We start from the raw sequence: 26,534 nt of genomic DNA on the forward strand, positions 1-26,534 counted from the left end.
AACGATAACATTTGTATGTACTTCACACTTGATCTTGTGTGGGACAATGAAGTAACCATGGATATTTCCATGGTTATTTGTTTTAATATCTGTCTATTCTGTTACTAATCGTACATCAGAACTTCATAAACAATTCATAAAAAACGCAGGGTAATCCAGAGTGAATGTGATATAATTAACAAGGTGAGACATACTAATTTTACTGAATTATCTAAAGGCAGGAGGACTTGCAATGCACATTGTCGTAGTCGGGTTGAACTATCGAACGGCGCCTGTGGAGGTTAGGGAACGCTTTACATTCGCAGACAAAGATATGCCGGCAGCGCTGTCGGAGTTGAAACGTACCAAGAGTGTATTGGAAGGCGTTGTAATTGCCACCTGCAACCGCACAGAAATCTATGTAGTCGTTGATCGTCTCCATATGTGCGGGTACTTCATCCGCAGCTTTATTGAACAATGGTTTGGGGTGTCGCGTCAAGAATTCACCCAACATTTATATATGTATGAAGACGAGCAAGCAATTCGTCATTTGTTCCGTGTGGCATGTGGACTGGATTCCATGGTACTTGGAGAAACGCAAATTTTGGGTCAGGTAAAAACAAGTTTTTTACAGGCCCAGAGTGAGAAAGCTACAGGAACTTGGTTCAACATGCTGTTCAAACAAGTCATTACGCTGAGCAAACGGGCACATTCCGAGACGGCTATTGGAGAAAGTGCAGTTTCTGTGAGTTATGCGGCAGTTGAACTCGGCAAACGGATATTCGGGGATTTCGCCGGGAAGAGCGTGCTCATTCTCGGAGCAGGCAAGATGAGTGAGCTTACCGTCAAGCACCTGTATGCGAGTGGTGCTGAGCAGGTGCTTGTAGCCAATCGTACGTTTGCACGCGCGCAGGAGCTCGCAGGAAAGTTCAATGGAACGCCATGTACCATGCAGGAAGCCATGGAGCATTTGAAAGATGTAGATATTATCATCAGCTCTACAGGAGCTGAAGGTTATGTCCTTACCTCGTCACAGGTAGCCCAAAGTATGAAGAAACGCCCATCGCGTCCACTCTTCATGATCGATATCGCCGTGCCACGGGATATTGACCCGTCCATATCGGAGCTGCCCAATGTATTCCTGTATGACATCGATGATCTTGAAGGAATTGTGGAAAGTAACCTGGAAATGAGACGGACTGAGGCGCTTAAAATCGAGAGCATGATTGACCATGAAATGGCTGTGTTCGCGAACTGGCTTCAGACACTAGGGGTTAAGCTGGTGATTCGTGCCCTCCAGGAGAAGTCCTCTTCGATCTACGAGGAGACACTACAGAGTATGTTTAACAAGCTTCCTGAGCTGGATGAGCACCAACGTACAGTTATCCGCCGTCTCACGAAGAGCATTGTGAACCAAATGATGCATGATCCGATTAACCGGATCAAAGAAATGGCTGGAGAGAAACAAGGCGAGCAGGCTTTAGAGATGTTCACCCAAATTTTCGCTCTGGAGAAACAGCTTGAATCAGCAAAGGCCTTGGAAGACAGTAACAATAAGCCAGCTGATACAGCGAAAACACAGGACGCCTCTAAGGTGTCTATTCATGACAAAGCGCTAAAGATGGCGCGGGTGTCTATATAAGGCGGTGATCAGCCTTGACGCTGCTTAGTGAAATTTATGATGCGATAATCTATATATATGCCCTGAGCCTTCTGTTTTATTTCTCGGATTGTATTCGCCGCAATGGGAGTGCAAAGCGAATGGGCGCAGGGCTTCTTGCTTGTGTGTTTGCCTTGCAGTTAACCAGCTTCAGTGTGTGGCTTTGGCAGGATGGTACGGATGCTCTGCTCTCCAACTATAACTATGTGTTTCTTGTTTGTCTGAGTCTGGTTACCGCGGCATTTGTTCTTACTTTTCGTCAAAAGACAGAGTTCACCGTGCTTCTTATCAGTTTAGTTGGATTTGTGCTGACCGTATTAAATAGATTGAGCTATAGATCGGTGGATTACTCCTTCCATCACTCACAGACTTTTAAAGGCTTGATCAGTCTTCACATTGCTCTTGCAGGCATCAGCTACGCCGCCTTAACGCTGTCAGCTGTATTTGCCGTCATGTATCTGTTTCTTCACAGGAAGCTTAAGCGGAAGAAATGGAACGATACGGTCAGAAGACTGCCGAGCCTCGATGCGCTTGAGAACTATATTAATATTTCCATGCGCTGGGGGACTTCACTGCTTGCTGTATCCTTGATCGTCGGGGTATCCACTGTGGCTGCTGAGAACCGATGGGATCTCTTGGTAGACAAGAAGATGTTCTTCACTTTCATTGCTTTGGTGGTCTATTTCCTCTACTTTGCCGGTCGAAAAATGAAGAAGTACAGCGGCCGGGTCATGGCTAAGTGGGCGATTATGGGTTATGTCGTAACCATAGCCAATTACTTGTTGAACTCGTGGTCAGCATTCCATCATTGGGCCGGAAAGTAGGTTCTCACAATGGCGAAATATATACCGATTATGATGAAAGCTGAGGGTCTTCGCTGTGTAGTTATTGGCGGAGGACCGGTAGCTGAACGCAAAACACTCGAACTGCTTCGATCTGGAGCAGATATTAAGCTCATAAGTCCGTCTGTAACAGGACCGCTTAATCAAGCTGCCCAAGAAGGCAGCTTGATTTGGTATAATCGCACCTTTAGGGAGGGAGACCTGCAGGGTGCGTCATTGGTGTATGCCACTACAGATCAAGCCGAGGTAAATGAGAGGGTAGCACGAGAAGCTGGCCAGCTTGGAGTGCCTGTGAACATCTCAGGGCCTGGTCTTGGAGGCACGTTCATCTCCCCAAGCGTTGTCAGACGGGGGGATCTTATTATTGCAGTCAGTACGTCTGGAGCGGGTCCTGCCGTTTCGGCAAGGATAAGCCGTGAAATTGATCAAAGCTACGGCGATGAATACGAGATGTATATTGATTTTCTTAGCAGGGTTAGGGATGTAGTTAAATCAACGGTTCATGACGGGGCGAGGAGACGTAAGCTGCTTAAGGCTGCAGCCGAGATGGATATACTGAGTGATATTCGTAGCGGCGTGTTCAAGCCTTGGAGTGAACAGCAGATCGAGGCTTGGATAAAGGGTAATGAATCTTATAACTAGTACATAAAGGAGCTTGGGAAGATGCGTACGATCATTGTTGGAACTAGACAAAGTCAGCTGGCACTAACTCAGACTGGGCAGGTTATAGAGGCTTTGAAGGAACTGTGCAAACTTCATTCCCTGCCTTTTGAATTTGAAATCAAGAAAATCGTAACCAAAGGAGATCGCATCCTTGACGTAACGTTGTCCAAAGTCGGCGGTAAAGGGCTTTTCGTGAAAGAGATTGAGCAGGCTATGCTAGATCAAGAGATTGACCTTGCTGTTCACAGTATGAAGGATATGCCATCCGAGCTGCCTGAAGGTCTGATGAATGGGGCAGTTCCTAAGCGCGTAGATCCAAGGGATGCACTGATTTCCAAGGGGGGCTTGACACTGGAGGAGCTTCCGCAGGGGGCCAAAGTAGGTACAAGCAGCCTGCGCCGTGCCAGTCAGCTTAAGGCTTACCGTCCTGATCTAAATATTGAGGCTATTCGCGGAAATATTGATTCCCGTCTGAAGAAGCTGGAGACCGAAGGCTTTGATGCAATCATTCTGGCTGCGGCTGGCCTGTTCCGGATGGGCTGGGAGGATCGTATTACCTCCTACCTCCCTGTAGATATTTGTCTGCCGGCGGTAGGGCAAGGCGCGCTGGGTATTGAATGCCGTGAGAATGATGAAGAGGTTCGGCACTTGTTGTCGCTATATAACGATCCGGAGACTGCAATTACCGTGGCTGCTGAGCGGAGTTTCCTCGGAGCTTTAAATGGAGGCTGTCAAATCCCGATCGGGGCATTTGCGTCATTGATTCCTTCAGAGACCCCGGGATCCACAAGTGAAACCCGAATTGAACTTACCGGGTTGGTAGGTTCGCCGGACGGAAGTGTAATTCTTAAGGATAGTCTCTCGGGTGATGATCCGGAATTGCTGGGAAGAGAAGTGGCTTCCACCCTAAGATCCAGGGGTGCGGAGGAAATATTGTCTGAAGTTAGGGGATGAGATAAGCATGGCGGGAAGAGTATATCTTGTTGGAGCAGGACCTGGGGATGCTAGACTGATCACGGTGAAAGGTCTTGCTTGTATTCAGAGGGCAGATGTTGTTGTGTACGACCGTTTGGCTAGCCCCAGACTTCTGAAGCATATGAAGCGTGGAGCGGAGAAGATCTATGTCGGCAAACGTACTAACCGTCATACGATGAAGCAGGAGGACATTAATCAGCTTCTTGTTGATCTGGCTCTTGAGGGAAAGATCGTGGCTCGTCTCAAAGGCGGAGATCCTACGATTTTTGGAAGGGTTGGAGAGGAAGCAGAGCTGCTTCGTGAGAATGGGATCGAATACGAGATTGTTCCTGGGATTACATCCGCCATTTCCGTACCTGCGTATGCCGGGATTCCCGTAACACACAGGGACTATGCTTCCTCACTCTCTATTATTACGGGACATGAAAGTCCGGATAAGCTGGAGCATTCAATTCAATGGGATAAAGTAACTCAAGCTACGGGAACGCTAATTTTCATGATGGGTGTATCGAACATCGGTTATATTAGCCGTCAATTAATCAAGCACGGCCGGTCTCCTGAAACCCCGGTTGCGCTGGTTAGATGGGGTACAAGAGCTGAACAGGCTACCCTTACAGGAACATTGGCGGATATCGAGCAAAAGGTACTGGATACTAATTTCCAGCCGCCTGCAGTAATTGTTGTTGGCGATGTCGTCCTGCAGCGCGACAAGCTCAAATGGGCGGAATCTCTCCCTCTATTCGGCAAGCGAATCTTGGTTACACGTTCCCGGTCTCAGGCCAGCGAACTGGTGGAGAAGATCGAGGATCTTGGTGGAGAGCCTTATGAATTCCCTGTTATCGAAACAAGGCTTCCTGAAAGCGAAGAGAGCAAGCGAGATGTGGCTGATGCCATGACGCAGCTGTCTTCCTATGACTGGGTATTCTTCACCAGTGTGAATGGGGTTGAGTACTTCTTCGAGCACCTATACCGTCTGGGTAAGGATATACGGTCTCTTAATGGTGCTCGTATTGTTGCGGTGGGACCGGCTACCAAGGATGAGCTTCAGCGCAGAGGAATTATCTCCGAGGCTCTGCCGGAACGATTCCAGGCAGAAGGGCTTGCTGAGTCTTACGGGGAGCAGCTTGAAGCCGGTCAGACAGTCTTCCTGCCGCGCGGGAACATGGCCAGGTCCTGGCTGCCGGAATTTTTGCGTGAGAAGGGGCTGTCGGTCACCGAAGCCATAATGTATGAGACTGTGGCTGTAAGCGATGAAGATGATGAATTATTGAAATTAATCGAAAAAGGCCGTATCCACGCAATTACCTTCACGAGCTCTTCAACCGTTAGAAATCTGGTAGAGGCGCTTACGCGAATGGGACTTAAGGATCCGGTCCATGCTTTGAGCAATGCGGCCACTCTATGTATAGGTCCAGTAACGGCGAAGACAGCCGAAGAATATGGCTTTAAGGCTGCGATGGTCGCGGAGGAAGCGACTCTGCATAGCATGATTCATTCATTATGTGATTGGAATTTGAGAACATCAGCTGAGCATTAGACGTTATTATACAGATCGATATCATTAAGGAGGCATCACTACAATGGCATTTCCAATTGTTAGACACCGTAGATTGCGTCAAAATGCTGCAATTCGGGGACTTGTACGTGAGACTGTGCTTACGGTTGATGACTTTATTCAGCCTATCTTTATCACTTATGGAAGCGGAGTTAAGAACGAGATAAGCTCCATGCCTGGAGTCTTCCATTTCTCTCTGGACACGCTGGAGGAAGAACTGAAGGAGATCGTAGAACTTGGCATTTCTGCCGTGCTTCTGTTTGGGATCCCATCTGAGAAGGACAGCGTAGGTACTTCAGGCTTTGACGAGAACGGAATTGTACAGGAAGCTACTAGAGTCATCAAGTCCTTGTATCCCGACCTGCTGGTTGTGGCGGATACCTGTCTCTGTGAATTTACAGACCACGGACACTGTGGCATGGTTCATACCTTTGAACGCGATGGCCATGTGCACGGAGATGTTCTCAATGACGAGTCCTTGGAGCTGTTGACCCGGACTGCCGTGTCCCAAGCCCGGGCGGGGGCGGACATTATAGCACCTTCCAACATGATGGACGGATTCGTGTATGCGATTCGCAAGGGACTTGATGAAGCCGGATTCTCTCATGTTCCCATCATGTCTTACTCGGTAAAATATGCATCGGCGTTCTATGGACCATTCCGTGAAGCTGCAGACTCAGCTCCTCAATTCGGAGACAGAAAGACCTACCAGATGGATCCTGCGAATATCCGCGAAGCTCTTCGTGAAGCTGAATCTGACGTACAGGAGGGTGCGGATATGCTGATGGTGAAGCCTGCGCTCGCCTTTATGGATGTCATTCGCGTTCTTCGTGACCAATTTGATCTTCCACTTGTAGCTTATAACGTCAGCGGGGAGTATTCCATGGTGAAGGCAGCCGCCCAGCAGGGTTGGATCAATGAGAGAGCGATTGTAACGGAAATGCTGCTCGGAATGAAACGGGCGGGTGCGGATATTATCATTACGTACTTCGCTAAAGATATGGCCCGCTGGCTGCGTGAGCAGCGTAACTAGACTGGCTTGGCAAATCCAATCATTCAGGTAAGGGGTGTCTCAGGCATGAGTAACAATTCCGCAGGCCGCCGTGATGAGCAGTCACGTCAGGCTTTTGATCAGGCAAAGAAATATATTCCGGGAGGTGTCAACAGTCCGGTACGTGCTTTTAAATCCGTAGGGCTTACACCGATTTATATCGAACGGGGCGAAGGCCCTCGTGTCTACGATATTGATGGCAATTCGTTTATTGATTATGTGGGTTCGTGGGGACCGCTCATTATGGGCCATGCCCATCCCGAAGTAGTTAAGAACGTGCAGGACGCGGCAGCGAAAGGGACAAGCTTCGGCGCGCCTACACTGCTTGAGACGGAGATGGCCAAGCTGGTAACAGAACGTGTCCCGTCCATAGACATTGTGCGTATGGTAAGCTCGGGAACTGAGGCAACGATGAGTGCGATTCGCTTGGCAAGAGGCTATACCGGCCGGAACAAGATTATGAAGTTTGAAGGTTCATACCATGGTCATGCGGACAGCTTGCTGATCAAGGCCGGTTCTGGCGTTGCAACTTTAGGCCTGCCAGACAGCCCAGGCGTACCGGAAGGGGTGGCAGCTAACACGATTGCCGTACCTTACAATGATCTGGAATCGGTTAAGCTTGCTTTTGAGAAATTTGGAGAAGAACTCGCAGCTATCATCGTAGAGCCCGTAGCCGGTAATATGGGCGTTGTACCGCCGCTTCCAGGTTTTCTGGAGGGGCTCCGTGAAATTACGAACCAATATGGCAGTCTGCTGATCTTTGACGAGGTCATGACAGGGTTCCGTGTTCATTTGAATTGCGCACAAGGCCGATATGGCGTAACTCCTGATCTTACCTGTCTGGGTAAAGTTATTGGCGGCGGCCTTCCAGTTGGCGCATATGGCGGCCGAAGAGAGATTATGGAGCAGATCGCACCTTCAGGGCCGATCTACCAAGCGGGTACTCTTAGCGGCAACCCATTGGCGATGACTGCAGGCTTCACCACCTTGTCTCTACTCACTCCAGAGGTATATGAGCGGCTTGAAGTCCTTTCTGCAAGATTGGAAGCGGGTCTTAATGCCAATGCGAAGGAGAAGGGAATACCGCTATCTATTAACCGTGTCGGCTCTATGGTGTGTCCGTTCTTCACGGATGAGAAGGTCATTAACTATGAAACGGCCAAGACAAGTGATCTTAACCTGTTCAATAGATATTTCGCGGCATTGGTGGACGAAGGAATCAGCGTTCCTCCATCCCAATTTGAAGGGATGTTCGTCTCGGGTGTCCATACAGTAGATGACATTGATGCGACGATTGAAGCTAACCGCCTGGCCCTTCAGAAGATATGAGTTACAGAGGAAGTGCGGTCAGACGCGGAGAATGGCTGGAAGTAATGCCGGGCAGGCTTCCTCAGAATACAGACAGTCCGCATTCCACTGTTCATCAGTGGCTTAAGGAGACTTTGAGGGTACCTCCCAAGCTGCTCTCCAGATTGGAACAGCAGGATGGAATCAAGCTGGCAGGAGACCGTATTCGGATACGGCTCTTTCCGCCTCGTGATTATGGATTTGAGCCATATTGGGCTGAACTTCATGTACTGTATGAGGACGACTATTGTCTTGTGGTGCATAAACCGGCAGGCATGAAGGTTCACCCGACTGGTAACGAACGGCAGCCAACGCTCGCACATGTGGTAGCGGCTCATTATATGGGCCAGGGCGAGCAGGTTGCCGTTCGCCATATTCACAGGCTCGATGAATTCACCTCTGGGCCGGTTCTCTATGCCAAGAATGAATATGCTCAGCTTATACTGGATGAGGCCATGAGTGTGAAGAAGATTGAGCGTGTCTATGTAGCTGTGGTTCAGGGCAGTGTTGAAAGTCCTGCCTTCAGGGTGGAAGCGCCTATTGGACGGGATCGTCATCACGCGAAGCGTCAGCGGGTCTCTGATACGGGCAAGCCCGCGGCAACCCGGGTAGCTCTTCTGGACAGCTTAAGGGAAGCCAGCCTTGTGCGTTTAACTCTCGAAACAGGAAGAACCCATCAGATCCGCGTACATATGAGCCATATCGGTCATCCCCTTGTAGGCGACGAGCTGTACGGGGGAAGCACCCGGTATTTCAGTTACCAGGCATTGCACGGGGAATCCCTGACTTTTCCACACCCGTTAACAGGAGAAATTGTGGAGGTTAGGGATCCTTGGCCCAAGGACTTTACAGAGCTGCACCGCAGGCTATCCTTAGAATCATAGAGAGAAACTTACGGGTCTGCCAAAAAGAATGGCATGCTCTCCTTTTTGAAGCATATAGATTAAACGAGTGAAGAAACCTTGTTTGGATATGCGTAAAAGGAGGTTATACCCTTGGCAGATCAATCCTATGGGTTAAGGTTTGATATCTATGAACGTGTTCATTTATCAGAAGAAGTCATCGGCATTCAGGAATTGGTTGAGCTGGAGCTCCTCCCAAGAATTCAGGTTGTTCCGGGTGATGAATATGCGTCGCTTCGGGGGCATTTGCATGTATCCGGTCTATACCGCGGTGATGGAGGGACACAGGAGCTATCGCATCTCATTCCTGTCGAAATCACGGTTCCGCTGAGCCGGGTTAATCGGCTTGAGGATATTACGGTCGAGATTGAGAATTTTGATGTCGATGTTCTGAACCCGCACAGCTTGAATATTACGGGTGTTCTTTCTTTGCGGGGAATTGAGACCGTAGCTTTTGTTCCGGGAACAGAAGAGTGGAGCGATGAGGGATACACTGTATCCCATGAGGCCGAGCGCGTAGAGCAGAAGGAAAGTACAGAAGATTTTGTAGATCAGAAGGACAGATTAGATACCCGGGATGAAGCAATCACACCTTCGGCAGTCAACTACGATCCGCCAAGCGCTGAGCCCATCTGGTCGCTTCCAGCGCTTGAGGAGCAGAAAGAAGAGTCTCCTCTATTGTCTAAAGAGAGAGTGACCACACCAGCTTCAGCGCCCGTTTCTTCTCTCTCGCCGTTATGGGCGGACAAGGAATCGAATGAGGGTATTGGGCCTAAGGGGAATAAGGACGAAGGATCTCGAACCTCCTCTCAGAATCAACAGCTTGAAGAGGCGCATTCCTCAGAGACTCTGAAAGCCTCGCATACCGAGGAGTCTGTCCAGGGTCAAGCTAAGCTTGAAGAGGGCGACAGAGTCTCTACCGCTGAAGAATATTTGGAGAACGTTCAAGAAGTAGAAGCTGCTGAACCCGTAACCGAACTTGCAACCGAATCTGTAACCGAACCTGCTATAACCGAACCCCAAGTGGAAGAGCGGCCTGAGTTAAAGATTGCACTTGGCAGCAAGAAGGTGACAGATCAAGCCGCTGATGATCATGTTCCTCTAAGTACATTGCTTCAGTCCGGGCGTCCGACTAAAGAAGCGGAAGCGCTGGAGACCTTGGTGCAGGAAGCCCAGGAACCACTATCTGAAGACAAGGAAGATGTTCGCTGGAAAAATTTATTTATCTCAGGGGTACAGGAGCAGACTCCTTTCCGGCAGGTGAAGCTTGTTATTGTGCAGCGGGAAGAGACAATTGATGTGATTGCGGACCGGTACCAGATTAACCCCCGCGAACTTCTGCTCTACAACCGGTTGTCCGAACAGAGCCTGGAAGAAGGGCAAGTCCTTTATATTCCTTAATACCTATGATGAACCTGTGCCGTATGCACAGGTTTTTTTGTCGTATTATAGGAGGTTGAAACTGCCTATTATTGACTATCGATGCCATCCACGTTATTATTATAGGGATAAATAAGCAAAGACATCGAACGGGAATAGTAGGCAGTGTGCCCTTCAGAGAGCGGAATTGCAGGCGCTGTGAGGTTTCGCAGGATGCAGCTGACCGAAGTCGCCCGGGAGTCGTCCATTTGAGCAGATCTCTTCTGTCAGAATGGGCCGGTTACAGCCGTTATCTGTCTGAGTGTCGCGAATAAGGGCTTCTTTCTGATGGAGGAGTGCTGTTAAGTCTATTTGCGAAACAAAGGTGGTACCACGAAAGATAAGCCTTTCGTCCTTTGAGACGAAGGGCTTTTTTTGTTTTTTTCACTTATTCCGCTTCTTTTATGGGAATAACTGCAAGAAATGGAACGCCAATTAAATTAAAACTCCCCTATAATATCGGAGGTATGTGTAATGTCAGAAATGAACCAAGAGACGTCCTCGGCAAATATGCCAACGACGTATGATCCGAAATCTGCGGAAGCGAAATGGTACAGTTATTGGAAGGAAGGCAACTTTTTTGAAGCGGGGAGCCGTAAGGATGCCGAAACCTTTACGATCGTAATCCCTCCACCGAATGTAACAGGTATGCTGCATATCGGGCATGCGCTGGACTTTACACTTCAGGACATTATGGTTAGAGCTAAGCGGATGCAGGGTTATGATGCCCTATGGCTTCCTGGTACCGATCATGCGGGGATTGCTACCCAGACCAAAGTAGAGCAAAAGCTTCGTGAACAGGGAGTTACCCGGTATGACCTGGGACGCGAGAAATTCCTGGAGAAAGTATGGGAATGGAAGGATCAGTATGCTGAGACCATTCACGAGCAATGGGCCAAAATGGGCTTCTCTCTCGATTACTCCCGTGAACGGTTCACGCTGGATGAAGGACTGTCCAAGGCCGTACGAGAGGTGTTCGTGAAGCTGTACAACAAAGGATTAATCTATCGCGGAAAACGCATTATTAACTGGGATCCGGCAGCGCGGACCGCGCTTTCTGATATCGAGGTTGAGTATAAAGAGGTGAACGGTCACCTGTATCATTTGCAGTATCCATTGAAGGATGGAAGTGGACATATTACAGTGGCCACCACACGTCCTGAGACAATGCTGGGAGATACGGCAGTAGCTGTGCACCCTAAGGATGAGCGTTACGCCCATTTGATTGGACAATCGTTGGTGCTCCCAATCGTGGGCCGCGAGATTCCGATCATTGCAGATGAGTATGTAGATAAGGAATTTGGAAGCGGCGCGGTGAAAATTACCCCGGCACATGATCCGAACGACTTCGAGGTAGGTCTGAGACACGATCTGCCGCAAATTACAGTTATGGATGAGACAGGAACGATGAATGCGGATGCAGCCAAGTATCAGGGGCTTGACCGCAGTGAATGCCGCAAACAAATCGTACGGGATCTGCAGGAGCTTGGAGTGCTTATCCGCATTGAGGATCATGTTCACCAGGTAGGTCACAGTGAAAGATCGGGAGCTGTGGTAGAGCCTTATCTGTCAACCCAGTGGTTCGTGAAGATGGGACCACTTGCAGAAAAAGCGATTGAAGCGCAAAAATCGGGTACGGGAGTTAATTTTGTACCGGATCGTTTTGAGAAAATATATCTGCACTGGATTGAAAATGTGCGTGACTGGTGTATTTCCCGGCAGCTGTGGTGGGGACATCGGATTCCAGCTTGGTATCACGAGACCACCGGTGAGATTTTTGTAGGTACGGAGGCCCCTGAAGGATCAGAGTGGCGTCAGGATGAGGATGTACTGGACACTTGGTTCAGTTCAGGCCTGTGGCCGTTCTCAACCTTGGGCTGGCCGGATGTGGATCATGAGGATTACAAGCGGTTCTACCCAACGAATGTGTTGGTTACCGGCTACGATATAATTTACTTCTGGGTAGCGCGAATGATCTTCACCGCCCTTGAATTTACAGATCAAATTCCGTTTAAAGATGTGCTTATTCACGGTCTCGTCCGTGACAGCGAAGGGCGTAAAATGTCCAAATCGCTTGGCAATGGGGTTGACCCGCTTGAAGTCATTGAGAAATATGGCGCAGATGCGATGAGATACATGATCTCAACCAGCAGTACACCTGGCCAGGATCTTCGTTTCCGCTGGGAGAAGGTGGAGCAGGCCCGTAACTTCGCGAACAAGATCTGGAATGCTTCCCGCTTCGCGCTGATGAATTTGGAAGGCGTAAAGTATGAAGACATCGATATCACTGGTAATTTGAGTACAGCAGACCGGTGGATACTGCACCGATTTAATGAAACGGCACGGGATATTACCCGTCTGATCGATGCTTACGAGTTTGGAGAAACGGGACGCTTGCTGTACAACTTCATTTGGGATGATCTGTGCGACTGGTATATTGAATTCGCGAAGCTCACCTTATATGGGGAAGATGCGGCTGCCAAGAGCAAGACGCAATCCGTGCTTGCCTACGTACTTGACCGTACACAGCGGCTGATCCACCCATTCATGCCATTTATTTCCGAAGAAATTTGGCAGCATCTCCCTCATAATGGAGATACGATTACTTTATCCGAGTGGCCTAAATACGATACCGCTCTCGAAGCTCCGGACGCGGTTGAAGAGATGAACCTCTTGATAGATGTTATCCGCGCAGTGAGAAACGTTCGTGCCGAGGTTAACGTTCCAATGAGCAAGAAGGTAGAACTGATCGTGAAGCCGGGTTCTGACAGAGCTCATAACATTATCAGCCGTAACGAGAACTATGTTAGAAGGTTCTGCAACACCTCCGAGTTCTCCATAGCTATAGACGCCGAAGCACCGGACAAAGCAATGAGTGCGATTGTAACCGGAGCTGAGCTCTACTTCCCTCTTGCGGGATTAATAGATATCGGACAAGAAATCGCCCGTCTTCAAAAAGAGTTCGAGAACCTTACCAAAGAGGTAGAACGAGTTGAGAAGAAGCTGGGTAACGAAGGCTTTGTTGCCAAGGCTCCGGCTAAAGTGATTGAGGAAGAGAAGGCGAAGATGCAGGACTACTCCGAGAAGCGTGCCAAAGTATTGGCCCGCATGGAAGAGCTCAAAGGCTAATCTGCCATGCGTCGAAAGAGCAGCGCATCCCGAAGGGAGAGCGCTCCCTGCACGCAGCAACAATAAAAGCCCCCTAGTAGGAGCGCCTTGCCTAAAGCGTACCCCCGAATGGGGGTGACAAGCGGCTTGCAGCACGCATGATCCAAGTACGGGCAGGAGCACAAAAGTCAAGCGTACCCCCAAAGGGGGTGAAAAGCGCTCCATGCGTCACAGAAGATCAGGTGCTCATCACCCCGCCTCCCACCAAAACATTCGGGTGTCCAGAGGGAAGTCCCTCTGGGGCCCTCCCTAGTAGGGAGGGTTTGGGAGGGTAATCCCACCAAAGGAGCAGGTTCTAACATGCAGGACGACACAACTACCCCTCTGCAGACCTATGCAGAAGCAGTCGATTGGATTAACGGCTTGATCCCTTTTGGCATCCGGCCAGGTCTGGAACGGATAGAAGCGCTCATGGAGCGATTCGATAATCCGCACCGGAAGTTAAAGTTCATTCATGTAGCGGGAACGAATGGTAAAGGCTCTTCCTGCGCTTTTTTGACAAAAACGCTAGTAGTCAGCGGATATACGGTGGGAACCTTTACGTCCCCGTATATCACTAAATTCACGGATCGATTCCAGTATAACGGGGAGAACATTCCGGAAGAGACTCTGGTTGAACTTGCGAACCGCCTCTATCCGCATGTTCAGGAGCTGGCTCAGGCCGAGCTTGGCTCTCCTACCATGTTTGAGGTGAGTACGGCGATAGCCATCCTGTATTTTGCCGAAGTCTGCTATCCCGACGTTGTAGTATGGGAGACAGGCCTTGGTGGAAGAATGGATGTTACTAATATTGTTACACCGATTGTCTCTCTGATCACGAATATAGGCCTCGATCATACGGATATTCTGGGAGATACCATCGAACAGATTGCCCGGGAGAAAGCTGGAATTATCAAGCCGGGCGTTCCTGTAGTCAGCTGTGTCCAGCAGCCTGAGGCTGTGGCCGTTCTGAAAGAGACAGCCGCTGCCAAGAAGAGCACACTCTATTTGCTTGGCGATCAGTTTGAATACAAGCGTCAAGATGTCACATCTACTGAGCAGCACTTGACTTTCAGCGGGCCATTCCGCAGCTTTGAGTTCAGTATCTCTCTACTGGGAGAGCATCAATGCAAGAATGCGGCCGGAGTCATGATGGTGCTTGAGGTATTAAGGCAGTATATGGCTTTTGTGCTTGAGGATGAAGATGTGACTGCCGGATTCAGGGATACATTCTGGGCAGGAAGAATGGAGCGGGTTTCGGATGAACCGCTGATTGTGATTGATGGAGCGCATAACCCGGAAGGGGCTGAGACGCTCGCGAAAAGTATTCAAGAGAATTTTCAATACAATAAACTTAATTTGATGATGGGGATGCTTAGCAATAAGCATCATCACGCCTACTTGAAGCATATATTACCAATAGTGGATACGCTTATCCTTACCGAGCCGGATTTTCGCAGGGCGATGGAAGCGCAGAATCTGTATGAACTGGTACAGCAGCTGCGGGATACGGCAGCGAAGCCAGGTTTGGAAGTTATAGTAGAACGTGACTGGAAGGCAGCTCTTGAGCTGCTGAAGTCGCGGACGGAACGGGAAGATCTTGGGGTGGTTTCAGGCACGCTTTATTTGATTTCCGACGTGCGCGCAGCCCTTTTGCATCAAACCGATTCTGAAAAAGGTTGGTGAACATTTTGTCCAAATCAACAATAGAACACGTACACTTTATCGGCATCGGCGGCTATGGAATGAGCGCGATCGCCCGCGTCATGCTGGAGATGGGCTATACAGTTACCGGATCCGACGTGGCCTCCCAAGAGTTAACTGAGAAGCTTGCCGCCAAGGGGGCGAAAATATATATCGGACATACCGCATCACAAGTGCAAGGAGCTGATCTGGTTGTCTATTCCACCGCGCTGCCTAAGGATAATGTGGAGCGGGTAGAGGCGGAGAAACAGGGAATTCCTGTTATTCACCGGGCTCAAATGCTGGCTCGCCTTCTAAATGAACGTAAAGGAGTCGCGGTTGCAGGAGCCCACGGGAAGACAACAACCTCCTCCATGATCGCTCTGGTTATGGAAGAATGCGGGGCAGATCCGACTTTTATTATCGGCGGAGAAATCATGAATATTGGCACCAATGCCAAGGCAGGACAGGGTGAGTATGTGGTGGCCGAGGCTGACGAGAGCGATGGATCGTTCCTGCAATACCATCCGACTCTTGGGGTCGTAACCAATATTGAAGCCGATCATCTTGAGAATTATGATGGTAACTTTGATCGATTGAAGGAAGCTTATGTTCAGTTCCTGAATCAGATTAAGCCGGACGGCAAGGCGGTAGTAAGCGGTGACGATGAGAATATCCGTGAACTGCTTCCTAACCTCTCTGGCCAGGTGATTACCTACGGTATTCATCAGCAGTGTGATTATATGGCTTCGAACATTATCCTTGGAGACCGCAAGGTTACCTTCACGCTTAGCACTCAAGGGGAATCCCTTGGACAAGTAGAATTGTCGGTTCCAGGCCAACATAATGTCTATAATGCAATGGCTACGATCATCGTATGCTTGGAGGCAGGTATTCCTTTTCAGGATATCGTAAGAGCCATCGCTCTGTTCTCTGGGGCCAAACGGCGTTTCCAGGTCCTTGGCGAAGCTCGGGATATTCTGGTAATTGATGATTATGCCCACCATCCGACCGAGATTGAGGCAACGATTAACGCTGCCAAAGCCACGGGCAAAAGAATTATTGCGGTGTTCCAACCGCAGCGCTATACGCGGACGTTCTTCCTGCTGGACGCTTTTAGCCGTGCTTTCTCGGAGGCCGACGAAGTGATCATTACCGATATTTACTCCCCTGCGGGTGAGAAGCAGATTGAGGGCGTTCACTCTTCCAAGCTGGTGGAGCTTATCAAGATGAACAGCAATGCAAGTGCCCGCTATATTCCTACGAAACAAGAGGTCATTACGGATCTTGAAGGACGGATTAGACCTGGTGATCTAATTCTGACTATGGGCGCAGGAGATATTTATAAAGTGGGTTATGCTTTAGCGAATCAACTGAAATCCGAATAAGATTACACGAACCGTCAGGGCTTCCTGGCGGTTTTTTCTATTGTTTTGTAACTTCTAGCATAACTCCCACAGCTCCAACATATAGCTTATCTATATAGTTGGGACAAGGAGAGTGTGTCAGGTGAATAAGGCAAGAATGACATTTCGATTTGATGAGCCACAGGCGGAGAGAACTGAGGCTATGCCGCAAAATAATATAGAAGCAGAAGCAGCCCCTGATTACTCGAAACATGCTGAACAAGTTGAACATGTTGAGCAGAACAATTATGTATCTGCTCCCCTTGTTATGGACCCTCTGGGGAACTGGGGTGAGCCGTTCCTGACTCATACTCATTCGGGTGCTGAATTTATTCCTGAAATCAAAGATAACAAACTCCTCGAGATGAATACCGCGCTGAGCGATGATATCGCCTCACATGATGACGTGTATTATATTCCTCCAAAACGGTCTTCCAGATGGAGGATTGTGGGGTCCATAACAGCTGCTCTAGTTACAGGTACTTTGTTCGGATTTGTCGTATTATCTCTGTTCAACAAAGACATCTCTCTGCCCATTCCAGGAATATCATCGGTCAAACCGGACAGCACGGTAAGCTCGTCATCGGTATCTGTTCTGGGTCAAGCGGATAATCCGGATACCCAGAAAGGCAATATTCCGATGGTAAAGGCGGTACTGCCTGAACAAGCCTATTACTTCCTCCAATATGGAGTCTTCAGTACGTCCCAAGGAGTGAAGCAGGCTCAGGAAGAACTCCAGCAATCAGGTGTAGCTGCGGCCAGAGACACGCTTGATAATAAACGGGTATATGCTGGAGTGTCTACTGAGAGAGAACAGGCCAAGCTGCTGAGCAGTCAACTGAAGTCAAGCGGTGTGAATTTGATCGTTCATGAGATACTCTATCCAGCGCAGACTGAGATCGAGTACAGCGGAGATATAGGCGTACTTGATCAGTATCTGGAGGAAAGCGCAGATTTGGTTAAGCTGCTCAGTGTCACCTCCGCCTCTCTGCTCGAGACGAAGGATGCCCAGAAGCAAAGTCAGGCCGAAGTAGCTAATTTAAAAGAAAAACACCGTGAATGGACTGAGAATGCTTCAGCCGTTAAGGGCGGGCTGCTAAGTGATAGGAAGAAAACCGCCGAAGCCATGGAAAAAGCGATGAACACGGCAGTCGAGGCATTTGGGCAATATAATTTGAATGGTTCCAAAACCCATTTATGGGAGGTCCAAACGGCCATGATGGAGTATATCCTTCTTCAGAAGGAACTTCTGGGAATCGATAAACTGTAATTAGCCTGCAAATCCGGCTGGGATATGGAAATACCTCCCCATGCCGGATTTGTGTTTGTATTGCTATGGAATTAACCTTATAATAATAAAGTGTCAAAAAATGGCGAGGAATCCGAATCTACAAAAGGAGGATTCATTTTTTTTGGAAAATAATCAGTCACGTCTAATTATTCTAGCCTCTTCGTCCCCTAGAAGAAGGGAATTGATTGCAGGCTTACATATTCCATTTGAAATCGTTCCAAGTCATGCAGACGAAACAACACCTGAAGACTGGGCCCCTGAGCGAATCGTATCTGAACTTGCGCTTCGCAAGGCTTCAGCGGTCTACCAATCCCTGGTTCCAGCAAGAACAGACTCGGTTATTGTCGGAAGCGATACTATTGTGGTGCTGAATGGACGAGTCTTAGGGAAGCCTTCTTCTAGGGAAGAGGCGGCCTCCATGCTGCGTTCACTACAAGGCCAAAGCCATCAGGTATTCACTGGCGTGACTTGTATAGACGGGGCGACAGGGCATACTTTGACAGATTACCGCGTTACGAAGGTTAAGATGAGAGCACTATCCGAGGCTGAAATATCAGCTTATGCAGAGAGCGGGGAAGGACTGGATAAGGCTGGTGCCTATGCCATTCAAGGTCTTGGAGCGACACTTGTCACTGAAATTCAGGGCTGCTATTTCAATGTAGTGGGTCTCCCGTTATCTCTTTTAAGTGAAATGCTTAAGCAGTTTGATATTTATGTATTATAATCCAGAACATCATGGTGCTGCTCACGAATTATGGAAGAGAGGAAGTTACGATGGAGCCAGCAACCTACATGCTGCGTGACATCCCCCATGATGAACGACCACGAGAACGCATGATGCAATATGGGGCTGGCGCGCTCAGCCATGCCGAACTGCTTGCAATACTCCTGAGAACCGGAACACGTCAGGAGTCTGCGCTGCATATGGCACAGAGAATTCTGAATCTGGCCGGAGGCCTTCGGAATTTAATGGATCTCAGTGTGGAAGAATTAATGCAGACCAAAGGAATTGGAAAAGCCAAAGCGATCCAGCTTAAGGCTGGATTTGAACTTGGAATCCGGGTGTCAGGGGAGAGAAAGCCGGACCCGACTACGATTCGAAGCCCGCGTGATGCGGCGGATTTGTTGATGGAGCAGCTGCGTTATTTGAAGAAGGAACATTTTGTCTGTTTATTTTTGAATACAAAAAATCATATCATAGCTCAAGAGACACTCTCCATAGGCAGCCTGAATGCCTCCATTGTTCATCCTCGTGAAGTTTTTCGGGCAGCCATTAAATGCAGCAGTGCTTCTGTTGTGTGTGCTCATAATCACCCGAGCGGTGATCCTGCGCCGAGCCCGGAAGATATCCAGATTACGCAGAGACTGTGTGAAGCAGGTCAAATCGTAGGAATCGATGTCCTGGATCATATCGTCATTGGGGATGGGATTTTCGTTAGTTTGAAGGAGCAAGGTCTCATGTAATATAATAGCTTAGACACATAAGGAAAGGGAGTTACAGCATGCTAGGTGGTTTTACGAAAGACTTGGGAATTGACTTGGGAACAGCAAATACACTTGTTTATATCCGTGGAAAAGGAATTATTGTTAGAGAGCCGTCAGTTGTCGCTCTTAATACAGATACAAAAGCCATTGTAGCTGTTGGCGAATCCGCGAAAAAGATGATCGGAAGAACACCGGGGAACATACGTGCAATCCGTCCAATGAAAGACGGGGTCATTGCTGATTTTGATACAACAGCAACTATGATTAAATATTTCATTCGTCAAGCTCAGAAGCAGCGTTCTTTGTTCCAACGCCATCCGAATGTAATGGTGTGTGTACCTTCCGGAATTACAGCCGTTGAACAGCGTGCTGTTGAAGATGCGACAAAGCAGGCAGGGGCTCGTGAAGCTTACACGATTGAGGAGCCGTTTGCAGCAGCTATTGGGGCTGATCTTCCGGTATGGGAGCCAACAGGCAGTATGGTTGTCGATATCGGTGGAGGAACAACCGAAGTGGCGGTCATTTCACTTGGCGGTATTGTAACCAGCCGTTCTGTTCGGGTTGCAGGTGATGAAGCGGATGAATCTATCATTCAGTATATCAAACGCCAATATAATCTAATGATCGGTGAGAGAACAGCAGAGCAGCTCAAGATGGATGTGGGCTCTGCAATGCCGCTGGATCAAGTCGAGACTATGGAAATTCGGGGACGTGATCTGGTGACAGGGCTTCCTAAGACCATTACCATTACCTCGGATGAGATTTCAGAAGCTTTGGGCGATACGGTTAATGCGATCGTGGATGCTGTTAAAGTAACGCTTGAGAAATGTCCTCCAGAGCTTGCCGCCGACATTATGGACCGGGGGATTGTTCTTACAGGTGGTGGAGCACTGCTTCGCAATCTGGACAAACTGCTTGCCAATGAGACTGGAATGCCTGTCATTGTTGCAGAGAATCCGCTGGACTGTGTAGCTATTGGAACAGGCCGTGCACTAGATAATATTCATTTGTTCAAATCGAGAAGCAGTTCAGCCATCAAATCTAGAAGATAGTGTTCGAAGAAGACAGCCCTTGTATTGGGAGAGAAAAAGTAAGATAAGAGGGTGTTGGAACTGTTTAAGCTGCTAGGAAACAAGAGATTGTTTATATTATTGATTGGACTTATCCTGTTTGTTGCTGTGATGGGATTTACACTCGGACCACGGGCAGGCTTGTCCTGGCCCGAGAAGTTCATCAAGGATACGGTAGGCTTTGTCCAATCTGTATTCTACAAGCCCGCTCGCGCTGTAGCGGGCTTCTTTGAAGATATCAGCAATCTGCGTTCTCTTCAGGAAGAGAACAAAGAGCTGAAGATTATGATGGCCCATTATTCCCGTGAAATGCCTAAGATTAATGCCTTGCAGAATCAGGTAGAGAGCTTGCAGAATGATCTTAAATTCACCGAGGCTCAGAAGAATAGTAACAAATTTGACCTGGCCATCGTCGATGTAGTTAGTGTGAATAACGATCCTGCCAACCGAACTTTGGTAATCAATAGAGGCAGCAATGACAAAATCAGAAAAGGCCTGACCGTTATTTCAGATAAAGGCATGGTCGGCATTGTTAGTGAAGTAAGTAACTTTACTTCCACGGTTAAGCTGCTTACTTCCATGGATTCCAGAGACATTACTTCACCTGGTATCGCGGCTACGGCCGTTGGGAAGGAGAATACCTCTTTCGGGATCATTGAGGATTATGACCAGGAGACGGGTACCTTTCTCATGACCAAGATTAATCAGAATGATCCGCTTGCCAAAGGCGATCAAATCGTAACTTCTGGAGCGGGTGGAGCTTTTCCTAAGAACTTACCTATCGGTACTGTGGTAAGCCGCCAGCCTGGTAACGGATTAACGGCCACCGCAACAATCAAGCCTGCAGCCAGTTTCGAGAACTGGAAGAGCCTGTTTGTTGTAATCACTTGGGAGGTACCGAAATAATGGCACGTCGTTATGTGATGACCCTGCTGTTATTTCTCTTATTCATCGTGGAGACCACGATTGTTCCACTGTTGATTCCAGGGGCTTGGCAGACACGGATCATTCCGCATCTTGTCTTTGTAGTGATCCTGTTTTCGGCAGTCTACGATCATCGTTATATTGCACTAATGTTAGGATTAGCTTTCGGTATGCTTCATGATGTGGTGTTTTATGGCATTATGATCGGTACTTATTCTTTTTCCATGGGATTATCGGGTTATTTGATGGGACTCGTATTCCGTTCCCGGCGAGCTTCTTTATTGGTCATGATGATTGTTGTCGTGATTGGAAGTCTGCTGATGGATTCTATGGTTTTCGGCATATATACGATATTTAAGATTTATAAATTGCCTTACACCTATGCACTTGTTGACCACATTATTCCAACCATGATTGTACAGCTGATCTTTGCTCTGGCCATTTACGTGCCCTTGCGCCGTCAAATCGATAAACTCGTGAAACGGCGTCCCCAGGAGGAGGCTGCTTGACTTTCAGACGTCATTTTCAATGACGAAGGAGGAAATGGGAGGCTCATTCACGAATTGATGTAAGGGGAGGGACAGGCTTATGACAGTAAAATCAAACCATGTAACTATAAAAGGCACCAAAGATGGCCTGATATTCCTGCTTGACGATCAGTGTGAATTCTCAGAGCTCCTTGAAGATCTTAAATATAAAGTGGAACACAGCCATCAGAATATTTTAACCGGGCCTATCATTCATGTAGATGTAAAGGTGGGCCTGAGAGAGATTACAGAGGACCAAAAGAATGAAATTCTGGACACGCTTAAGCAAAAGGGAAATCTGCTTATCCGTTCAATTGACACGCCGGCATTGGACCCGCAGACCGCGGACCAGAATCAATTGACGATTCATACAGGGATAGTCCGTTCAGGGCAGGTTCTTCATCACGATGGGAATTTGCTGTTTTTGGGCGATGTGAATCCTGGCGGTACATTAGAATGTACGGGAGATATTTTTATAATAGGTGCATTACGGGGAATGGCGCATGCCGGGGTTAACGGGAACGAAGCAGCTGTTATAGCCGCTTCATTCCTGGCACCAACCCAGCTCAGAATTGCGGAGGTCATTAGCAGACCCCCGGATGAATGGGAGAATAGAGAGACAAGCATGGAGTTTGCTTATTTGAAGGACGGAGCCATGCAAATTGACAAAATTACGAATATTGTCCGAGTACGGCCGGATTTAAGCTCATTTAAAGGGGTGTAGATTATGGGAGAGGCTATTGTCGTCACTTCGGGGAAAGGCGGCGTCGGAAAGACTACGACGTCAGCCAATATAGGCACAGCGCTTGCGCTGCTTGGAAAAAAAGTATGTCTGGTTGATACGGACATTGGTCTTCGCAACCTTGACGTTGTCATGGGACTCGAGAATCGAATTATATATGATTTATGCGATGTGGCAGAAGGGCGCTGCCGCTTAAATCAGGCGCTAGTGAAGGACAAGCGCTTTGATGAGCTGTATATGCTTCCAGCTGCACAGACCAAAGATAAGAATGCCGTCTCTCCGGAACAAGTCCGGGATATCATTCTTGAACTGAAGAAAGAGTATGAATATGTGATCATCGATTGTCCGGCAGGAATTGAGCAGGGATTCAAGAATGCCATTGCCGGCGCGGATCAGGCCATTGTGGTAACCACTCCGGAGCATGCAGCAGTTAGGGATGCGGACCGGATTATTGGACTTTTGGAAAGTTCCCACATTAAATCTCCCAAGCTGGTTGTCAACCGGATTCGGGTAAATATGGTTAAGTCCGGAGACATGCTCGATATCGAAGGGATTCTGCAAGTGCTGAATATCGACTTAATCGGGATTGTCCCTGATGATGAGCTCGTAATTAAAGCGGCGAATACTGGCGAGCCGACGGTCATGAATCCCGATTCCAAGGCTGCGATTGCTTACCGCAACATAGCTCGGCGTATTCTGGGTGATACGGTTCCCCTGATGCAGCTGGATCAGAAAAAGGGCGCGTTTACGCGCTTTAAGAAGTTTTTTGGAATGGGTTGATCGGTTTTGCTTTTCAAATTAAAAAAGTTAGATTGGTCAATGGTCTTTATCCTGGGCGTATTTATGATCTTCAGCTTTCTACTTGTGCGAAGTGCGATTGCCCCCTCGCTTGATCAATTCCATGGCTATGACGTTAGAACCCTGATATTTTACGTGTTAGGGTTCATTGTTATTCTGGCCGTTTCCTTGGTGGATTACAGGGTTCTGCTCGATTACAGCTGGTATATTTATGGTGCGGGTTGTCTTTTGCTGGTGGCGGTCTACTTATTCGGGGCAGACATTAATGGGGCCAAGAGCTGGTTTATGCTTCCAGGAGGACTTCAATTCCAACCTGCAGAACTGGTCAAGTTCATCCTGATCCTCACAACCGCTTATTTGTTAGGCAAGCGCGGCGGACACCCTCTACATTTCCGGAAAGACGTGATTCCGATCGCCGGGGTGACGCTTCTGCCTTTTTTGCTTGTATTAATTCAGCCGGATCTCGGCAATGCCATTATATATCTGGTTGTGCTGGTAGGCATGCTGTGGATTGGCAACATTAAATATAATCATGTCATAATGGGGCTTACAGCTTTGGTTGCTGGCCTTATCTTGTTTGTAACTGTGTTTAATACGTATAATAAGCAAATTCACGACTTTATGTATGATCATGACAAGCTCCATTGGTATCAACGGATCAATACTTTCGTCAATCCCGGGGAGGCATCCCGTGATGATAAGCATCAATCTGCGTATGCCTTGATTGCGATTGGTTCTGGAGGCCTGCTGGGAGATGGCTATATGGAGGGAGATTTGAAGAACAGGAAGTTTGTTCCTTATCCATATTCGGATTCCATCTTTGTCGTGGTCGGTGAGGAGTTCGGATTTGTAGGCGCTTCGGTTCTTATGATGGTCTATTTTCTATTCATCTATAGAATGATCATAATAGCTATGCGGTGTTATGATAAGCGTGGGGCATATATAATCGTGGGGATTATAGCCATGTTTCTCTTTCAAATATTTGAAAATGTCGGAATGATGATTGGCTTAATGCCCATCACTGGCATCACGCTCCCTTTTATAAGTTATGGGGGCACATCACTGCTGCTGAACATGCTGAGTATTGGCATTGTTTTTAGCATTAGTCTGCATCAGGAGAAATATGATGTCTGAATATACCGGAGTACGGAGCGATCTGCAGTTGTTTTGCAGTTGCCTCTTATGCTCCGGTTTTTTGTTGTTAAGGAGGTACATGTTCATATTTAGCGGTTACTCCTCATAAGATGAAACAAGCTATATTATACAAGCTGTAAAGGGGAGTAGCGCTATGGACTTGAAGTCAGGTGTGAAAAAGCGCAGAGAAGAGCGGATCAGACAACTCTTAGCCGCTCCATTGGATCATTCCATGCTTAGTAAGCCGCTATGGGAGGCATCTGAACATCCTTCCTCTTATGAGATAATACAGGAACCCATTAAGGACACTAATCATACAAATGTCTCTGAATATCAGGAGCCTGATCCGGAGCTCATTTGGAAACAGAACAATGCTAGATGGGTAGAGGATATAGAAACGATGAATATGAGAGATCCGGGCAGAGGAACCCCCCGTAGAACAGCTTCCTTCTGGAAAATGTTCCTTCTGCGTGCCTTGGTTAGCTGCATGATATTTGGTGGGCTATGGGGCATTTTTCGCTATCAGCCCGCGTGGTCGCTTCCTATCCGTCAATTTGTCGCTAAGGCGCTTACGCAGGAAATTGATTTTGGGGCCGCGCAGGTCTGGTACGAAGAGCATTTTGGCGGGGCGCCTTCCTTCATACCTATTTTCGGTCAGACCAAGGACAAGGGGCAGAAAGTTCAGAGTTTGAGAATATTCTCCTCTCCTATGGAGGGAACTATTGCTATGCCGTTTGCTTTGAATTTGAAAGGGGTAGAGGTGCTGCCTTCTGTCAAAAGCCTCAAATCTGGCGATTCGCAGGTGAAAAGCGTTGATACAGGCCGGGTAACCGAGGTTACCCAAGACGTGAATACCGGACTAACGGTGCAAGTACAGCATGCAGGTGGCTATTACTCGATATACGGACACTTGAGCATTACCAATGTTCAGGAAGGGGACTGGGTTGAAGGAGGGGAAGTAATAGGCGGCTTAAAGAGCTCGGAGGCAGGTAATCCGAAAGCTTTGTATTTTGCTATGAAAAAGGACGGTCATTATATTGACCCGTCTGACATGGTGTCTTTTGATTAGATTCGCAGGGATTCAGTTCTCCGTTCACCCCTTATTTGTTGTCATTATGCTCGCCTCCGTCCTCACTGGCCGATTTCTCGAGCTGATTGCCCTCTTCGGTATCGTCTTTGTCCATGAGCTTGGCCATGTGGCCGCTGCAAGATGGTTTGGTATCCCCGTAATATCCGTAACCATGCTTCCATTCGGCGGTAATGCTGTTATGGAGGACAACGGGAATATTACAGCGGGAAAGGAGATTGTAATCGCGTTAGCGGGCCCCCTTCAAAACCTGCTTTTAATCGGAATCACGCTGCTTCTGTATCAGAATGGAGTTTGGGAAGGGGCTTTTCCGGTTTACTTTATAAAGTGTAATTTGCTGATTGCATTGTTTAATTTACTGCCGATCCTTCCCCTCGATGGCGGAAAGATCAGTCAGGCCCTATGCAGCTTGTCGTTATCTTACCATTCGACCATTCTTTGGTGCACCAGGATAAGTGTGCTGTTCAGCGGGCTAGTTATTATCTATGCCGTAGGCCTGTGGCTTATGGGTGGTGCTCTTCAGCTTAATTTGCTGCTGATCGGCAGCTTTCTCTTGTATTCCAATATGACCGATTACCGAAATGTCCATTATCGATTTCTCCGTTTCTTAATGAACCGGGACAAATCGTTCTCACAGCATTTGATTCAAGGCAGTCTGGTACAGCCTATTATTGCAGAGACATCGAAACCTTTGGACAGGATCTTGCGTCTATTAAGGCGAGAGAAATATCATTTTATCTATGTAATGAACCATGAGGGCCAGATTATGGCGGTTGTACCGGAACAGAAGGTTATTGCCTCCTATTTGACGGGGAGATCGGATCATTGAACCTGTTTCCATGGTATA

The 26,534-nt window shown here is 48.1% G+C and carries 23 protein-coding genes and 1 other annotated feature; all 23 genes read left to right on the plus strand.

The genetic code is table 11. The annotated features are described in order from the left end of the window. Positions 1-232 precede the first annotated feature (232 nt). The 23 genes from hemA to ACRRNK_RS06070 all read left to right on the plus strand — a co-directional run bounded on the left by hemA (position 233) and on the right by ACRRNK_RS06070 (position 26,516). A complete protein-coding gene (gene hemA / locus ACRRNK_RS05960; protein ID WP_433945870.1) occupies positions 233-1,621 on the plus strand; it encodes a glutamyl-tRNA reductase in 1,389 nt (462 codons plus the stop codon). A gap of 119 nt (positions 1,622-1,740) precedes the next feature. Continuing rightward, on the plus strand, positions 1,741-2,463 hold the full coding sequence (ccsA, locus tag ACRRNK_RS05965; RefSeq protein ID WP_433945871.1) for a cytochrome c biogenesis protein CcsA: 723 nt from the start codon (positions 1,741-1,743) through the stop codon (positions 2,461-2,463). A gap of 9 nt (positions 2,464-2,472) precedes the next feature. Continuing rightward, positions 2,473-3,123, plus strand: coding sequence for a precorrin-2 dehydrogenase/sirohydrochlorin ferrochelatase family protein (locus tag ACRRNK_RS05970; RefSeq protein WP_433945872.1), 651 nt, complete (start codon positions 2,473-2,475; stop codon positions 3,121-3,123). 21 nt (positions 3,124-3,144) lie between these two features. Continuing rightward, on the plus strand, positions 3,145-4,098 hold the full coding sequence (hemC, locus tag ACRRNK_RS05975) for a hydroxymethylbilane synthase (RefSeq protein WP_433945873.1): 954 nt from the start codon (positions 3,145-3,147) through the stop codon (positions 4,096-4,098). A 7-nt stretch (positions 4,099-4,105) separates the two neighbouring features. Continuing rightward, the gene (cobA, locus tag ACRRNK_RS05980; protein ID WP_433945874.1) at positions 4,106-5,656 is read left to right on the plus strand and encodes a uroporphyrinogen-III C-methyltransferase; all 1,551 of its coding nucleotides are present in this window, start codon (positions 4,106-4,108) and stop codon (positions 5,654-5,656) included. Positions 5,657-5,699: 43 nt separating this feature from the next. Next, positions 5,700-6,707, plus strand: a complete 1,008-nt coding sequence (gene hemB / locus ACRRNK_RS05985; RefSeq protein ID WP_433945875.1) for a porphobilinogen synthase — start codon at positions 5,700-5,702, stop codon at positions 6,705-6,707. Positions 6,708-6,752: 45 nt separating this feature from the next. Beyond that, on the plus strand, positions 6,753-8,054 hold the full coding sequence (gene hemL / locus ACRRNK_RS05990; protein ID WP_433945876.1) for a glutamate-1-semialdehyde 2,1-aminomutase: 1,302 nt from the start codon (positions 6,753-6,755) through the stop codon (positions 8,052-8,054). Next, entirely contained in the window at positions 8,051-8,956 is a 906-nt protein-coding gene (locus ACRRNK_RS05995) for an RluA family pseudouridine synthase (protein WP_433945877.1), read from the plus strand. Before hemL ends, ACRRNK_RS05995 begins: the two co-directional genes overlap by 4 nt. 111 nt (positions 8,957-9,067) lie before the next feature. Continuing rightward, positions 9,068-10,375, plus strand: a complete 1,308-nt coding sequence (locus tag ACRRNK_RS06000; protein ID WP_433945878.1) for a LysM peptidoglycan-binding domain-containing protein — start codon at positions 9,068-9,070, stop codon at positions 10,373-10,375. Between the two features lie 115 nt (positions 10,376-10,490). After that, positions 10,491-10,753, plus strand: a binding site (T-box leader). Between the two features lie 123 nt (positions 10,754-10,876). Continuing rightward, the gene (locus ACRRNK_RS06005) at positions 10,877-13,522 is read left to right on the plus strand and encodes a valine--tRNA ligase (RefSeq protein ID WP_433946817.1); all 2,646 of its coding nucleotides are present in this window, start codon (positions 10,877-10,879) and stop codon (positions 13,520-13,522) included. Between the two features lie 339 nt (positions 13,523-13,861). After that, positions 13,862-15,226: a bifunctional folylpolyglutamate synthase/dihydrofolate synthase gene (locus tag ACRRNK_RS06010; protein ID WP_433945879.1), complete on the plus strand. Its 1,365-nt coding sequence runs from the start codon at positions 13,862-13,864 to the stop codon at positions 15,224-15,226. A gap of 5 nt (positions 15,227-15,231) precedes the next feature. Further along, a complete protein-coding gene (gene murC, locus ACRRNK_RS06015; RefSeq protein WP_433945880.1) occupies positions 15,232-16,611 on the plus strand; it encodes a UDP-N-acetylmuramate--L-alanine ligase in 1,380 nt (459 codons plus the stop codon). A gap of 121 nt (positions 16,612-16,732) precedes the next feature. Then, positions 16,733-17,899 carry an SPOR domain-containing protein gene (locus ACRRNK_RS06020; protein WP_433945881.1) on the plus strand — a complete coding sequence of 389 codons (1,167 nt, stop codon included), beginning with the start codon at positions 16,733-16,735 and terminating at the stop codon, positions 17,897-17,899. A gap of 142 nt (positions 17,900-18,041) precedes the next feature. Beyond that, positions 18,042-18,644, plus strand: coding sequence for a Maf family protein (locus tag ACRRNK_RS06025; protein ID WP_433945882.1), 603 nt, complete (start codon positions 18,042-18,044; stop codon positions 18,642-18,644). Positions 18,645-18,694: 50 nt separating this feature from the next. Further along, the gene (gene radC, locus ACRRNK_RS06030) at positions 18,695-19,384 is read left to right on the plus strand and encodes a RadC family protein (RefSeq protein WP_433945883.1); all 690 of its coding nucleotides are present in this window, start codon (positions 18,695-18,697) and stop codon (positions 19,382-19,384) included. 38 nt (positions 19,385-19,422) lie between these two features. After that, positions 19,423-20,457, plus strand: a complete 1,035-nt coding sequence (locus ACRRNK_RS06035) for a rod shape-determining protein (RefSeq protein WP_127201008.1) — start codon at positions 19,423-19,425, stop codon at positions 20,455-20,457. A 51-nt stretch (positions 20,458-20,508) separates the two neighbouring features. Continuing rightward, positions 20,509-21,381 carry a rod shape-determining protein MreC gene (mreC, locus tag ACRRNK_RS06040; protein ID WP_433945884.1) on the plus strand — a complete coding sequence of 291 codons (873 nt, stop codon included), beginning with the start codon at positions 20,509-20,511 and terminating at the stop codon, positions 21,379-21,381. After that, a complete protein-coding gene (gene mreD, locus ACRRNK_RS06045; protein WP_433945885.1) occupies positions 21,381-21,908 on the plus strand; it encodes a rod shape-determining protein MreD in 528 nt (175 codons plus the stop codon). Before mreC ends, mreD begins: the two co-directional genes overlap by 1 nt. A 79-nt stretch (positions 21,909-21,987) precedes the next feature. Then, positions 21,988-22,650, plus strand: coding sequence for a septum site-determining protein MinC (minC, locus tag ACRRNK_RS06050; protein WP_433945886.1), 663 nt, complete (start codon positions 21,988-21,990; stop codon positions 22,648-22,650). Between the two features lie 3 nt (positions 22,651-22,653). Next, the gene (minD, locus tag ACRRNK_RS06055) at positions 22,654-23,448 is read left to right on the plus strand and encodes a septum site-determining protein MinD (RefSeq protein WP_251377881.1); all 795 of its coding nucleotides are present in this window, start codon (positions 22,654-22,656) and stop codon (positions 23,446-23,448) included. Positions 23,449-23,454: 6 nt separating this feature from the next. Next, a complete protein-coding gene (locus ACRRNK_RS06060) occupies positions 23,455-24,600 on the plus strand; it encodes an FtsW/RodA/SpoVE family cell cycle protein (protein WP_433945887.1) in 1,146 nt (381 codons plus the stop codon). 154 nt (positions 24,601-24,754) lie between these two features. Then, entirely contained in the window at positions 24,755-25,669 is a 915-nt protein-coding gene (locus ACRRNK_RS06065) for a peptidoglycan DD-metalloendopeptidase family protein (protein WP_433945888.1), read from the plus strand. Continuing rightward, positions 25,662-26,516 (plus strand): M50 family metallopeptidase, encoded by an 855-nt coding sequence (locus tag ACRRNK_RS06070; protein ID WP_433945889.1) that lies wholly within the window; start codon positions 25,662-25,664, stop codon positions 26,514-26,516. Before ACRRNK_RS06065 ends, ACRRNK_RS06070 begins: the two co-directional genes overlap by 8 nt. The last annotated feature ends 18 nt before the right edge of the window (positions 26,517-26,534 follow it).

The organism is Paenibacillus sp. SN-8-1 (assembly GCF_050995535.1).
Taxonomy (GTDB): Bacteria; Bacillota; Bacilli; order Paenibacillales; family Paenibacillaceae; genus Fontibacillus.

Excerpts from the sequence above, each read along its gene's own strand:
- mreD (WP_433945885.1), top strand. The coding sequence starts at position 21,381 with ATGGCACGTCGTTATGTGATGACCCTGCTGTTATTTCTCTTATTCATC.
- ACRRNK_RS05995 (WP_433945877.1), top strand. The coding sequence starts at position 8,051 with ATGAGTTACAGAGGAAGTGCGGTCAGACGCGGAGAATGGCTGGAAGTA.
- ACRRNK_RS05970 (WP_433945872.1), top strand. The coding sequence starts at position 2,473 with ATGGCGAAATATATACCGATTATGATGAAAGCTGAGGGTCTTCGCTGT.
- ccsA (WP_433945871.1), top strand. The coding sequence starts at position 1,741 with ATGGGCGCAGGGCTTCTTGCTTGTGTGTTTGCCTTGCAGTTAACCAGC.
- hemA (WP_433945870.1), top strand. The coding sequence starts at position 233 with ATGCACATTGTCGTAGTCGGGTTGAACTATCGAACGGCGCCTGTGGAG.
- ACRRNK_RS06010 (WP_433945879.1), top strand. The coding sequence starts at position 13,862 with ATGCAGGACGACACAACTACCCCTCTGCAGACCTATGCAGAAGCAGTC.
- hemL (WP_433945876.1), top strand. The coding sequence starts at position 6,753 with ATGAGTAACAATTCCGCAGGCCGCCGTGATGAGCAGTCACGTCAGGCT.
- hemC (WP_433945873.1), top strand. The coding sequence starts at position 3,145 with ATGCGTACGATCATTGTTGGAACTAGACAAAGTCAGCTGGCACTAACT.
- cobA (WP_433945874.1), top strand. The coding sequence starts at position 4,106 with ATGGCGGGAAGAGTATATCTTGTTGGAGCAGGACCTGGGGATGCTAGA.
- hemB (WP_433945875.1), top strand. The coding sequence starts at position 5,700 with ATGGCATTTCCAATTGTTAGACACCGTAGATTGCGTCAAAATGCTGCA.
- ACRRNK_RS06035 (WP_127201008.1), top strand. The coding sequence starts at position 19,423 with ATGCTAGGTGGTTTTACGAAAGACTTGGGAATTGACTTGGGAACAGCA.
- radC (WP_433945883.1), top strand. The coding sequence starts at position 18,695 with ATGGAGCCAGCAACCTACATGCTGCGTGACATCCCCCATGATGAACGA.
- ACRRNK_RS06005 (WP_433946817.1), top strand. The coding sequence starts at position 10,877 with ATGAACCAAGAGACGTCCTCGGCAAATATGCCAACGACGTATGATCCG.
- minC (WP_433945886.1), top strand. The coding sequence starts at position 21,988 with ATGACAGTAAAATCAAACCATGTAACTATAAAAGGCACCAAAGATGGC.
- minD (WP_251377881.1), top strand. The coding sequence starts at position 22,654 with ATGGGAGAGGCTATTGTCGTCACTTCGGGGAAAGGCGGCGTCGGAAAG.
- ACRRNK_RS06065 (WP_433945888.1), top strand. The coding sequence starts at position 24,755 with ATGGACTTGAAGTCAGGTGTGAAAAAGCGCAGAGAAGAGCGGATCAGA.